The sequence below is a fragment of the Vicinamibacteria bacterium genome (assembly GCA_035570235.1).
In the GTDB taxonomy this organism is placed as follows: domain Bacteria; phylum Acidobacteriota; class Vicinamibacteria; order Fen-336; family Fen-336; genus DATMML01.
Genome location: DATMML010000008.1, coordinates 16078 through 29315 on the forward strand (window position 1 = coordinate 16078; position 13238 = coordinate 29315).

A 13238-nucleotide genomic window follows, 5' to 3' on the forward strand; every position below is an offset into this window, starting at 1 on the left:
GTCGACGGCGGGGCAGCGCGCCGGACCCTTGGCTTCTTCTGACCCGCAGGCCTTCGGCCGGTTCGAGGACACCCACCGGAGAGACGGGATATTCACCTGCCCCAGACCGGCCCCTCCGGAGCGAACCCAGCCCCGAGCGCCGTGCTATCCTTAGTGAGGTTGGCTCCCGCCTGCCGTTCCCACCCGGGCGGGGCATCTCTCGAGCCGAGGTGAGCTCACTTGAAAGTCGAGTACACGGAGGAGACGTCGGTCCGCAAGTCCCTGGCCTTTGAGATCGAGGCCGAGGTCGTAGAGAAGGAGATCGAGGCCCGGGCCCGGGACTACGCGCGTAAGGTCAAGATTCCGGGCTTCCGGCCGGGCCGCATCCCCCCCGAGGTCATCCGCCAGCGCTTCCGCTCCCAGGTTCTGGAGGATGCAGCCGAAGCCATCGTCAACCGCGTGGTCTTCGAGGAGCTGGAAGGGCGCGGGCTCCGCCCCTTGGCCAGCCCCAAGGTGGCGGATCTCAAGATCGACGAAAAGAAGCCCATGACCTTCCGGGCCGTCTTCGAGACCCTCCCCCTCATCGAGGTCCCCGAATACCGCGGCCTATCCGTCAAGGCGCGCGTGGCGAGCGTCACGGGAGAGGAGGTCGAGCGGGAGGTCGACCGCCTCCGCGAGGAGGCCGCCCGCTTCGACCCCGTGGAAGGCCGGGCATCCCAGAAGGGCGATTTCGTCGTCCTCGATCTGCAGTGGCGGCCCGCGGGCGGGGGCAAGGGGGGGCGGGACGAGAACGCCATCATCGAGGTGGGGGCGGAGGCCAACCACCAAGACCTCAACACGGCCCTGGTGGGTCTCTCCCCCGGCGACACCCGCGAGGTCGAGCTCGTGTACCCCGCCGACCACCCGTCCAAGAGCGTGGCCGGCCAGACCGTGCGCTACACCGTGACCCTGAAGGCGATCAAGGAGAAGGTGGTGCCGGCCGCCGACGACGAGTTTGCCAAGGATCTGGGAGACTGGGACAGCCTGGAGGGGCTAAAGGAGAGCGTGCGCGAGCGGCTGCTGGCCGGCGAGGAACGGAAGGTGGACCGCGAGGTCAAGAACGCACTCCTTCAGGCCCTGGCCGAGAAGGCCGGCTTCGAGGTGCCGGAGGCGCTGGTGGAGCGGCACATGAACGCGCGCACCGAGAACGCCGCCCGCGGCCTGGCCTATCAGGGAATCGATCCCACCCGGATCGGGATGGACTGGAAGCAGTACCGGGATTCCCAGCGGGAAGACTCCCTGCAGGCGGCCAAGGCCGACATCCTGCTGGATGAGATCGCCCGCCGTGAGGGCATCGATGCCCTGGAGGCAGAGGTGGACGCGGAGCTGGCCCGGTACGCCCAGCGCCTCAAGAAGTCGCCGGAGTCGCTGCGTGCCCAAATGGAGAAGGAGGGCGAGCTTACCTCCCTGCGGGCCCGCATACGGGAGGAGAAGACCCTTGACTTGCTCAAGGCCAATGCTAGACTGGACTTAGGATGAATCCGCAATCACCGTTTGCGGGCACGCTTGTGCCGATGGTGGTCGAGCAGACGGCCCGCGGCGAGCGGGCCTACGACATCTACTCCCGCCTGCTCAAGGACAACATCGTCTTCATTGGCACCTCCGTGGACGACATGGTGGCCAACCTGATCATCGCCCAGCTCCTGTTCCTGGAGGCGGAGGACCCCGAGAAGGATATCCACGTCTACATCAACAGCCCCGGGGGCTCCACCACCGCGGGCTTGGCCATCTACGACACCATGCAGCTCGTGCGCCCCGATGTCCAGACCATCTGCGTGGGCCAGGCCGCGTCCATGGGGGCCGTTCTCCTCGCCGCGGGGACTCCGGGCAAGCGCTTCGCGCTGCCGAACTCGCGGATCCTGATCCACCAGCCCTGGGGTGGGGCCCAAGGCCAGGCCTCGGACATTGCCATCCAGGCCAAGGAGATCCTCCGCATCAAGGACCGCCTGAACCAGATCCTCTCTTTCCACACCAAGCAGCCCCTGGAGAAGCTCGCGAACGACGCGGACCGGGATTTCATCATGGACGCGGCCCAGGCCAAGGACTATGGTATCGTGGACCAAGTGATCAGCCGGCGCGAGCGATAGGGCCATGAAGAAAGGCGGCGATTCCGAGGTCCTCCGTTGCTCCTTCTGCAACAAGGACCAGAACGACGTCCGCAAGCTGATCGCCGGCCCTACCGTCTTCATCTGCGACGAATGCGTCGACGTCTGCAACGACATCATCGCGGATGACCGCCGGGTCGAGGGACGCAGCTACAAGTCGACGTTGCCCGTTCCCCACGAGATCAAGAAGTTCCTGGACGAGTATGTGATCGGCCAGGATCAGGCCAAGAAGAAGCTTGCCGTCGCGGTCTACAACCACTACAAGCGGATCGAGATCGCCAAGCAGCGGGGAAAGAACGACGTCGAGCTGACCAAGTCCAACATCCTGCTCATCGGGCCCACGGGGACGGGCAAGACCTTGCTCGCCCAGACGCTGGCCCGCCTCCTCTCCGTGCCCTTCACGATCGTAGATGCCACCACCCTCACCGAGGCCGGCTACGTGGGCGAGGACGTGGAGAACATCATCCTGAAGCTGCTCCAGGCCGCGGGGGGCGACATCGAGAAGTGCCAGGAAGGCATCATCTACATCGACGAGATCGACAAGATCTCCCGGAAGGACGAGAACCCCTCCATCACCCGCGACGTCTCCGGGGAGGGAGTCCAGCAGGCGCTTCTCAAGATCCTCGAGGGGACAGTGGCCAACGTGCCCCCCCAGGGAGGGCGCAAGCACCCCCACCAGGAGTTCTATCAGATCGACACCACAAACATCCTTTTCATATGCGGCGGGGCCTTCGTGGGCCTCGACAAGATCATCGAGCGGAGGGTGGGCAAGAAGAGCCTGGGCTTCCGCACCGACGCCAAGGCCGTCGCCCCTTCCGCCAAGGGCAGCAACTCCCAGGCCCAGCCCGTGCAGCCCACCGACCTCATCAAGTACGGCTTGATCCCGGAGTTTGTGGGGCGCCTGCCCGTGATCGGCACCCTGCACGACTTGGACAAACCGGCCCTGGTCGAGATCCTCACCGCGCCCAAGAACGCCATCATCCGCCAGTACCAGCGCATGTTCGACTACGAGAGCGTGAAGCTGCGCTTCACGGACGACTCCCTGGAGGCCATCGCCGACCTGGCCATCAACCGCAAGATAGGGGCCCGCGGCCTGCGGATGATCATCGAGGACCTGATGCTGGACCTGATGTACAACCTCCCCTCGATGAAGAAGGTCAAAGAGTGCGTGGTGACCCGCGAGGTCGTCCTTGACCGGGAGAAACCCATCACCCTCATCGAGAAGGTCGGGTAGCTCTGACCGAGAGGGCCGTACGCGCCGCCCGGGACCGCGGGATGGCGGAAGGAACGCCGGGCGCGCAACGGCGGGCCGCGAGTAAGACCGGGCCTAGGCCCGTGGCGTGCGCAGGCAGGATCGGGGCGGGCCTAACGCCGCATACCTGGGGGAGAACAAGGTGTTCGGACGAGACAAGGACAAGATGGACGTGATCGAGACCCTCCCCATGGTACCCCTGCGGGATGTGGTGGTCTTCCCCCACATGATGATCCCGTTCGTGATCGGGCGCCCCAGCTCCATCAAGGCCCTCGAGTACGCGCTTGTGAAGGGCAAGCGGATCTTCCTCTCCGCCCAGCACGACGCCACCCGCGACAACCCCGGCCCCGACGAGATCTACACCCTGGGCACCCTCTGCAACATCGTCCAGAGCCTGAAACTCCCCGATGGGAACGTGAAGGTTCTGGTGGAGGGGCTGGACCGGGGCCGCGCGCTGGAGTTCAAGGAGGAGCAGGGCTTCCTCAAGGTGGTGGCCAAGCTGATCCCCCGCCAGGTGGAGACGGGCAACGGGATCGAAGCCGTGATGTCCAAGGTCATCGCCCTCTTTGAGCAGTACGTCAAGCTCTCCAACAACCTCCACTACGACGCTATGCTGGCCGCGGTGCGGGTTGAGGACCCGGGCAAGCTGGCGGACACCATCTCCTCCCACCTCGTGATCGCGGTGGAGGAGAAGCAGAACCTCCTCGAGATTTTCTCGCCCCAGGAGCGCCTGCTCCGCATCTCGACCATCCTGGAGGCCGAGGTGGACAAGCTCAACGTGGACAAGCGCATCCAGGGCCGGGTCAAGAAGCAGATGGAGCGGGCCCAGAAGGAGTACTACCTCAACGAGAAGATGAAGGCCATCCAGAAGGAGCTGGGCCGCAAGGACGACCGGATGAACGAGGTCGAGGACCTCCGGAAGAAGATCGAACAGGCCCGGATGCCCAAGGACGCCGAGGACAAGGCGGTGCAGGAGCTCAAGCGCCTGGAAGCCATGCCCCCCATGTCCGCCGAGGCCACCGTCTCCCGGAACTACCTCGACTGGCTGATCGCGGTGCCCTGGTCGCGTAGGACCCGTGAACGCAAGGACCTCCTGGCCGCGGAGAAGATCCTCAACGAGGACCACTACGGTCTGGAGAAGCTCAAGGAGCGGATCGTCGAGTTCCTGGCCGTGCGCCAGCTGGTGAACAACCCCAAGGGGCCCATCCTCTGCTTCGTGGGCCCGCCGGGGGTGGGCAAGACCTCCCTCGCCAAATCCATCGCGCGCTGCACCAACCGCAAGTTCGTTCGCCTGTCGCTGGGCGGGGTGCGCGACGAGGCCGAGATCCGTGGCCACCGTCGCACCTACATCGGCGCCTTCCCCGGCCAGATCATCCAGATGATGAAGAAGGCGGGGACCCGCAACCCGGTGTTCCTCCTGGACGAGGTGGACAAGATGTCCATGGACTTCCGGGGCGACCCTTCGGCCGCCCTCCTGGAAGTCCTGGACCCCGAGCAGAACCACACCTTCTCGGACCACTACTTGGACGTGGAGTTCGACCTCTCCTCGGTCTTCTTCATCGCCACCGCCAACGTCCTCCACACCATCCCCCAGGCCCTTCAGGACCGGTTGGAGGTCCTGCGCCTGCCCGGCTACACGGAGCGGGAGAAGGTGGAGATCGCGCAGCGCCACCTGATTACCAAACAGATCAAGTCCCACGGCCTGCGGGAGTCCAACATCGCCTTCTCGGAGGAGGCGCTCACCGACCTCGTCCGCAAGTACACGCGGGAGGCGGGCGTCCGCAACATGGAGCGGGAGATCTCGACGATCTTCCGGAAGGTCGCGCGGAAGGTCGTGCTGGAGGGGAAGGGGTATCAGACCACCGTCACCCCCGAGAACGTGGAGGCCTACCTGGGCGTGCCCCGCTACCGTTCCTCGCACCAGGAGGAGCACAACGAGATCGGCATGGCCACCGGGCTGGCCTGGACGGAGGTGGGGGGCGAGATCCTGCCCATCGAGGTGACCCTCATGCCCGGCAAGGGTGCGCTTCGGCTCACCGGCAAGCTGGGGGACGTGATGCAGGAGTCGGCCCACGCCGCCATGTCCTTCGTCCGCTCGCGGGCCGAAGAGTACGGTATCGCCCGGGACTTCAACCGCCGGCTGGACGTGCACATCCACGTCCCCGAAGGGGCCATCCCCAAGGACGGCCCCTCCGCCGGCATCACCATGGCCACCGCTCTCGTCTCCGCCCTGGCCAAGATCGCGGTGCGCCGGGACGTGGCCATGACCGGGGAGATCACGCTCCGGGGCAAGGTGCTGCCCATCGGGGGGGTCAAGGAGAAGCTCCTGGCCGCTCACCGCTTCGGGGTCACCACCATCATCCTTCCTCGTGAGAACGAGAAGGACTTGGCCGACGTCCCCAAGAACGTTCTGGACGCCGTACGCGTAGAGCTGGTGGGGCACATCGACGAGGTCCTCAAGATCGCCCTGGTCCCGCCCGCGACCCCGCCGCAGGAGGGGGCGGAGCCGCCCGCGGAGAGCCTGGGGCCGGTGCAGGACGGTATGACACACTAGGGGCCCGCTTCGCGGTCCCCCCGACAAGAGCGTCGGCAAACAAGAGATTGAAATTACCGACCGTGACCTTTTTCGGGAGCGCGGCCTCCCCCGAACAGTTCCCGCGCGACGGCCTGCCCGAGGTGGCCTTCCTGGGCCGGTCCAACGTGGGCAAGAGCAGCCTGCTCAACGCGTTGGCGGGGGTGAAGGGCCTGGCCCGGGTGTCCTCCTCGCCGGGCCGCACGAGGCTCGTGAACTTCTTCCGCCTGGGGAACGATCTCTACCTGGCCGACCTCCCGGGCTACGGTTACGCGCGGGTGGGAGAGGCGATGCGTCGGGGCTGGGAGGGGCTGGTCAACTCCTACCTGGGGGGGCGGGACGCTCTCGCCCTATGCGTGTTCCTGGTGGACGCCCGGCATGACCCCACCGAGAGCGACGAGACGCTGGCGGCCTACTTGGATCATCACCGCCTCCCGTACGTTCTGGCTGCCACCAAGGCCGACCATCTGGGCCGAGGGGAAGTCCTAAGGCGGCGGGCGGCGTTGGAGCGGGGGCTGGGACGCAAGGCCCGCGCGGTCCTGGCGGTGAGCGCCACCACCGGGAGCGGCGTGAACGAGCTTTGGCGGACAATCCGTGCCTCGGTCGCGAGCCGGGGAGAGAGTTGAGGCCAATGGAAGCAGAACAGGAAGACACCCAGACCAAGCAGGAAGACCCCCAGACCAAGCACGAGGACGCCCAGACCAAGCAGAAGGCCCTGGACCTCTCCGACCTCAAGGAGATGAACATCCAGGCCCTGAATGCCATGGCCCGCGAGCTCAATGTCGAGGGGGCGGCGGGGATGAAGAAGCACGACCTGATCTTCAAGATCCTCCAGACCCAGACCGAGAAGAGCGGCCTGCTCTTCGCGGAGGGGGTGCTGGAGTGCCTGCCCGACGGCTACGGCTTCCTGCGCGCCCCGGAGTCCAACTACCTTCCGGGACCGGACGACATCTACGTCTCCCCCTCCCAGATCCGCAAGTTCGACTTGCGCACGGGCGACACCGTGAGCGGGCAGGTGCGGCCGCCCAAGGAGGGGGAGCGGTACTTCGCCCTCATCAAGGTCGAGGCAATCAACTTCGAGCCCCCGGAAGCGGCCAAAGACAAGGTTCTCTTCGACAACCTGACCCCTCTTTATCCCAGCGAGCGGCTGCGCCTCGAGACCACGCAGGACAACCTGATGGCCCGGGTTCTGGACATGATGACGCCCATCGGGAAGGGCCAGCGCGGGCTCATCGTGGCCGCCCCCCGCACCGGCAAGACCATGATCCTGCAGAACCTGGCCAATTCCATCGCCGTGAACCATCCGGAGGTGGCGCTCATCGTTCTCCTCATCGACGAGCGGCCGGAAGAGGTCACGGACATGCAGCGCTCGGTCAAGGGCGAGGTCATCAGCTCCACCTTTGACGAGCCCGGCACCCGCCACGTGCAAGTGGCGGAGATGGTGATCGAGAAGGCCAAACGCCTGGTCGAGCACAAGCGGGACGTGGTGATCCTGCTCGACTCCATCACCCGCCTGGCCCGGGCCTACAACGCGATCGTCCCCCCCTCGGGCAAGGTCCTCTCCGGGGGCGTCGACAGCAACGCCCTCCAGCGTCCCAAGCGCTTCTTCGGGGCCGCCCGCAACATCGAGGACGGAGGGTCGCTCACCATCATCGCCACCGCCCTCGTGGAGACGGGCTCCCGCATGGACGACGTGATCTTCGAGGAGTTCAAGGGCACAGGCAACATGGAGATCGTCCTGGACCGGAAGATGGTGGACAAGCGGGTCTTCCCCGCCGTCGACATCAACCGCAGCGGCACCCGCAAGGAGGAGCTGCTCCTCTCCAAGGAGGAGCTCAACCGGGTCTGGATCCTGCGCAAGGTCCTGAACCCCCTCTCCCCCGTGGAAGCCATGGAGCTGATGCTCGAGCGCCTGGCCAAGACGAAGTCGAACCGCGACTTCCTGGAGTCGATGAGTTCGGCCGGCTAGCCCCCCCTCAGGCGGCGGGGCTCATGGCCTGGGGCCGGTGCAGGAAGACCCTGCGGAACCAGCCCGAGAACGACTCCATGTAGATGTAGAAGACGGGCGTGATGTAGAGGGTCAGGAGCTGGGAGACGAGGAGGCCGCCCACCACGGCCAGGCCCAGCGCCCGCCGCGACTCCGCGCCCGCTCCCACCCCCAGCGCGATGGGCAGGGTGCCCATGAGGGCGGCCATGGTCGTCATCATGATGGGGCGGAACCGCACCAGGCACCCTTCGTAGATGGCGTCCGCGGGGGCCTTGCCCTCTTTCCGCTGCGCCTCCAGGGCGAAGTCGATCATCATGATCGCGTTCTTCTTCACGATCCCCACCAGCATGATCACACCCACGAAGGCGTAGATGTTCAGCTCCTGGCCGAAGAGGAGCAGGGTGAGGAGGGCGCCCAGCCCGGCGGAAGGGAGGCCGGAGAGGATGGTCAGGGGATGGATGAAGCTCTCGTAGAGGATCCCGAGCACGATGTAGACGGCGAGGATCGCCGCCGCGATCAGATAAGGCTGGGTCGCGAGCGAGGATTCGAACACCTTGGCCGAGCCCTCGAAATGCGAGGTCAGCCCCGCCGGCCCCGCGAGCGAGCGCTCCATCCCCTGGATCGCCGTCACCGCATCGCCCAGCGAGCGTCCCGGCGACAAGTTGAAGGACAGCGTCACCGAGGGGAACTGGTCCTGGTGATTGATGGTGAGCGGCGCCACCGAGCTCTCGAAGCGCGTCAAGGCCGATAGCGGCACCATCTGGCCGGAGGTCGCGCGCACATAGAGACGATCGAGCGCCGCCGAATCCTCCTGGTAGCGAGGCTCGACCTCCAGGATCACGTGGTGCTCGTCGAGCTGGGTGAAGATGGTCGCGACCTGGCGCTGGCCGAAGGCGTCATAGAGCGTGTCGTCGACTGATTGCGGCGTGATGCCGAGGCGGCCGAGCACGTCGCGATCGATCTTGAGCATCATGCGGGGCGCCGAGGCCTGCAGATCGCCGGTCACGTCCTGCAATTCCGGCAGAGTCGAGAGCCGCGCGAGCACGATCGGCGCCCATTTGAAGAGCTCGGCGACGTCGGGATCCTGCAGCGTGTACTGGTATTGCGTCTTGCTCACCTTGGCGCCAATCTGCACGTCCTGGCGCGCCTGGCCGAAGAGCGCGATGCCGGGAACGGCGGCGGCTTTCTTGCGCAGCCGCGCCAGCACTTGGGTGGCGCTCGCCGTGCGGTCCTTGATCGGCTTCAGGTCGATCATGAGCCGGCCGCTGTTGACGGTCGGATTGGCGCCGACCCAATAGTAGGCGGTCTGCACGTCGGGATCGGCCATGACGATCTCGGCGAGCGCGCGCTGGCGCTCGACCATGGCGGCATAGGAGATGTCCTGCGCCGCCTCGGTGCTGCCGACGATGAGGCCGTTGTCCTGCTGCGGGAAGAAGCCTTTGGGAATGACGAGGTAGAGATAGACTGTCGTGGCGAGGGTTGCCGCCATGATGGCGAGGATGGTGCGCGGGTGGTCCAGCGACCAGCGCAGCCCCCGGGCATAAAAGCGGAGCGAGCGCTGGAACCAGGCCTCGAGCCAGGCCGAAAGGCGCCCCTCCGGGCGCTCGCCCACGGGATGGAGCAGCTGGGCGCACATCATCGGCGTGAGCGTCAGCGACACCACGCCCGACATCAGGATCGCCACGCTCGCGGTCACCGCGAACTCGCGGAAGAGCCGGCCCACCAGCCCGCCCATCAGCAGCAGCGGGATGAAGACCGCGACCAGCGAGAGGGTCATGGAGAGGATGGTGAAGCCGATCTCGCGCGAGCCGATGAGTGCCGCCTCGGTCGGCGTCTTCCCGGCTTCGACATGGCGGATCACGTTCTCGACCATGACGATGCCGTCGTCGATGATGAAACCGACGGCGATGGTGAGCGCCATCAGCGACACGTTGTCGACGGTGTAGCCCACGAGATACATGACGGCGCAGGTGCAGAGCAGCGAGATCGGGATGGTGGCGCTCGGGATCAGCGTCGCCGCGGCATGACGCAGGAACAGGAAAACCACCAGGACGACCAGCGCGATGCTGATCGCCATCGTGCCCTGCACCCCCGTCACCGACGCGCGGATCGTCTGGGTGCGGTCGCCCAGGACCTGCATCCTCACCGACGGCGGCATCGCCCGCTGCAGGCCCGGCAGCGCGTCCTTCACCAGCTGGACCGTCTCGTTGACGTTGAATCCCGGCTGCTTGTGCACATCGATGATGACGGCGCGCTGGTTGCCGAGCCAGGCCGCCTGCCGGACGTCCTCGACGCTGTCGACGGCCTTACCGATATCGCCGACATGCACGGGCGCGCCCTTGTTATAGGCGACGATCACCGAATTGAAGGAGGCGGCGTCGAACAGCTGATCGGTCGCGTCGAGCGTCAGCGATTGCTTGGGCCCGTCGAGCGTGCCCTTGGGCGCGTTGACGGTGGCGGTTCCCAGCGCCGCGCGGATGTCCTCGAGGCTGAGGCCCAGGGACGCGACCGCCAGCGGATCCACCTGGACCCGGACCGCGGGCTTTTGCTCGCCGTGGAAGTCGACGAGTCCGACGCCCCTGATGCGCGAGATCTGCAGCGCGGCATAATTCTCGACGTAATCGTCCACCTTGGAGATCGGCAGGTCCTTCGAGGTGACCGCGATCGACATCAAGAGCGCATCGGCCGGATTGATCTTCTCGTAGGTCGGCGGATCCGGCAGGTTCTTCGGCAGCTGGCCGCCGGCGGCGTTGATCGCGGTCTGCACGTCCTGCGCAGCACCGTCGACGCTGCGGCCGAGATCGAACTCCACGGTGATGGAGGTCTGACCGAGCGAGCTGGTCGAGTTCAGCGAGGTGACGCCGGAGATCAGCGCCAGCTGCCGCTCGAGCGGCGTCGCGACCGACGTCGCCATCGTCTCGGCGCTGGCGCCCGGCAGATGCGCCCTCACCTGGATGGTGGGAATATCGACCTGCGGCACGCCGGCGATCGGCAGCAGCGCATAGGCGGTCAGGCCGATGGCGCCGAGACCGATCATCAGCAGGGTCGTGGCGATCGGCCGCAGAATGAACGGGGCCGAGACGTTCATTGCGTCGCCTCCGGCGCCGCCGCGTTCTGCGGCGTGGCAAGCGAGGCGGCCGGCGGCGCCAGGACCTCGACGTGGCTGCCGGCCTCGATCCGGTATTGGCCGTCGGTGACGACCCGATCGCCGGCGGCGAGCCCGCTGTCGATGATGGCGATCGTCCTGTTCGAGAAGCCGAGTTTGATCGGCCGCTTCTCTGCCACCCCGTCGGCGCCCACGACGAAGGCATAGGCGCCCTCGGGGCCGCGCACGACGGCCGTCACGGGCACGGTGAGGGCGTGTCGCCTGACTTGCAGCAGGAGCCGGATATTGACGAACTGACCGGGCCACAGCCCCTCGTCGGCATTCTGGAAGGTGGCCTTGTAGGTGATGGTCGCCGTGGTCGCGTTGATCTGGTTGTCGATCACCGAGAGCTTGCCGGTCGCGAGCTCGTGCCCATCGGCGCCCTCGGCGATGACCTCGACGTCGCCTTGCCGCTGCCGGGCGCGCACCTCGGCGAGCGAGGCCGCGGGCAGCGCGAAGCTCACCCAGATCGGGCGAACCTGGTTGATGCTGACGATCCCGGTCGTGTCGTTTGCGTGCACGATATTGCCGGCATCGACCAGGCGCGCGCCGACGCGGCCGTCGATCGGCGAGCGGATGCTGCAGTAGCTGAGCTGCACCTGCGCCATATCGATCTGCGCCTGATCGGCGTCCACGGTGCCCTGAAGCTGCTGGGCAAGCGCCCCCTGGGTATCGAGCTGCTGGCGGGGGATCGAATCCTGGGCGACCAGGCCGCGGTAGCGCTTGAGATCGAGCTGCGCATTGTCGAGCATCGCCTGGTCCTTGACCTTCGTCGCCTTCGCTTGCGCGAGCGCCGCGGCGTAGGAGCGCGGATCGATCTCGGCGATGGTGTCTCCGGCGCGGACTTCCTGGCCCTCGGCGAAATCCATCTTGAGGATCTGCCCGTCGACCCGGCTCCTGATCAGCACGCTGTTGAAGGCCTGCACCGTGCCCAAGCCCGAGAGATAGACCGGCACATCCGTATATTCCGCAAGCTCGGCCATTACGGGGATACGGGGCGAGGATGGCGCCGCCTCCGTCGCGGCACCGGCGCTCCGTCCAGCCGGAAGCAGGCGAAACCCGAGCCAACCGGCCGCCGCCAGGCAGAGCAGCAGCGCCAAGATCGTGACTGACTTCTTCATGGTCTCCGGACTATGCGGGTTGATTGCAGCGCATAGTACCCCAGGTCGCGCCGCAAATGGATCGGACTTCGGCGCGCCGACTATCAGATGATAAATTGTGGTTTAGAAATGCCGCTGGGCGCCAATCGCGCGCGGATGGGAGGGCCTGTCCCGCGTCAAAAATTGGACACGGGGACGCGTCAGCTGAGACTCACCTGCCCGCTCGAGGCGTCGTAAGAAAACAGGTTCGCGTACCGCCCCCAGCCCGCCACATGATCGAAGATCCGGTCCGCATCGGATGCACAGGCTTGCGCTCCCAGATCGTCCAACAGCTGGCCGCGCGGCAGCGACCGATCCGGCTGCTCCGCCAGCCTGTCGACGATCTCCCGAACGATGGGGAGGTGGATGATCAGCTCCGCGAACAAACGCCGGCGCGAGGCGATCCCCGCGGATGCGATCCGCTTGCCGGCCGCGGTCAGGGCGATGTCACGATCCCTCACCTCGACCAGCCGCAGGCTCGACAGAAACTCGACCAGGCCTGCCACGTGCTCGGCGTCATATCCCAACGCCCTCGCCAGCGCGCGAAGGCTTGTCCGTCCGCCGGCACGCGACAGGATCTTCGTGGCGCCGATCAGCTGATCCACGCTCGCCGACGGCAAGCGCTTGCAGATCGGCATGAGATCGCTCAGTTGCATGGCCGAGCCGGCCGATTGAGACATGGACGGTCACCTCCGTTGCAGTGAAACTTAGGGTGACCGCCAAGCGAATGCCAGTCTCGCGATCCCCACCGTGGCGGCGCCGAGGCTCCCATGAATCGAACGCGGAAGCTGGCGAGCAGAGCGCTCTCGGGCACAGAGCAGAAACTGAGCGGATTTCGAGCTGGCGATCGAGCAAGAGTTTGCCGCGTCCTATGCCGTGAGCCGCGCGCAACGATCGGCATGAGGAGGTCAGGCATGGCAAGGCTGCGAGAGGGATTGTTCGGGAGTGGCAACACCAATCGAGTCACGGCAAAGGCGTCCGATATTTGCCGCCCTCTGGGACCGCTCGAGCACCTGTTCT

Annotated in this window: 9 protein-coding genes; 6 read left to right on the top strand and 3 right to left on the bottom strand. The window is 66.2% G+C overall.

Annotated elements, in window-relative coordinates; genetic code table 11:
* Positions 1-219 precede the first annotated feature (219 nt).
* The 6 genes from tig to rho all read left to right on the top strand — a co-directional run bounded on the left by tig (position 220) and on the right by rho (position 7916).
* On the top strand, positions 220-1497 hold the full coding sequence (gene tig, locus VN461_01035; protein HXB53339.1) for a trigger factor: 1278 nt from the start codon (positions 220-222) through the stop codon (positions 1495-1497).
* Positions 1494-2105, top strand: coding sequence for an ATP-dependent Clp endopeptidase proteolytic subunit ClpP (clpP, locus tag VN461_01040; GenBank protein ID HXB53340.1), 612 nt, complete (start codon positions 1494-1496; stop codon positions 2103-2105). The genes tig and clpP overlap by 4 nt, the downstream gene beginning before the upstream one ends.
* A gap of 4 nt (positions 2106-2109) precedes the next feature.
* On the top strand, positions 2110-3357 hold the full coding sequence (clpX, locus tag VN461_01045) for an ATP-dependent Clp protease ATP-binding subunit ClpX (protein ID HXB53341.1): 1248 nt from the start codon (positions 2110-2112) through the stop codon (positions 3355-3357).
* 184 nt (positions 3358-3541) lie between these two features.
* The gene (gene lon / locus VN461_01050; protein ID HXB53342.1) at positions 3542-5929 is read left to right on the top strand and encodes an endopeptidase La; all 2388 of its coding nucleotides are present in this window, start codon (positions 3542-3544) and stop codon (positions 5927-5929) included.
* A gap of 47 nt (positions 5930-5976) precedes the next feature.
* Complete coding sequence (gene yihA, locus VN461_01055) at positions 5977-6573, top strand: ribosome biogenesis GTP-binding protein YihA/YsxC (protein ID HXB53343.1); 597 nt, start codon at positions 5977-5979, stop codon at positions 6571-6573.
* 89 nt (positions 6574-6662) lie between these two features.
* Complete coding sequence (rho, locus tag VN461_01060) at positions 6663-7916, top strand: transcription termination factor Rho (protein HXB53344.1); 1254 nt, start codon at positions 6663-6665, stop codon at positions 7914-7916.
* 7 nt (positions 7917-7923) lie between these two features.
* Here rho and VN461_01065 read toward each other — a convergent pair whose 3' ends face one another.
* From VN461_01065 to VN461_01075, 3 genes are all read right to left on the bottom strand, one after another.
* The gene (locus VN461_01065) at positions 7924-11022 is read right to left on the bottom strand and encodes an efflux RND transporter permease subunit (GenBank protein HXB53345.1); all 3099 of its coding nucleotides are present in this window, start codon (positions 11020-11022) and stop codon (positions 7924-7926) included.
* Positions 11019-12200, bottom strand: a complete 1182-nt coding sequence (locus tag VN461_01070) for an efflux RND transporter periplasmic adaptor subunit (protein HXB53346.1) — start codon at positions 12198-12200, stop codon at positions 11019-11021. The genes VN461_01065 and VN461_01070 overlap by 4 nt, the downstream gene beginning before the upstream one ends.
* Positions 12201-12379: 179 nt before the next feature.
* Positions 12380-12898, bottom strand: a complete 519-nt coding sequence (locus VN461_01075; protein ID HXB53347.1) for an AAA-associated domain-containing protein — start codon at positions 12896-12898, stop codon at positions 12380-12382.
* Between the last annotated feature and the right edge of the window lie 340 nt (positions 12899-13238).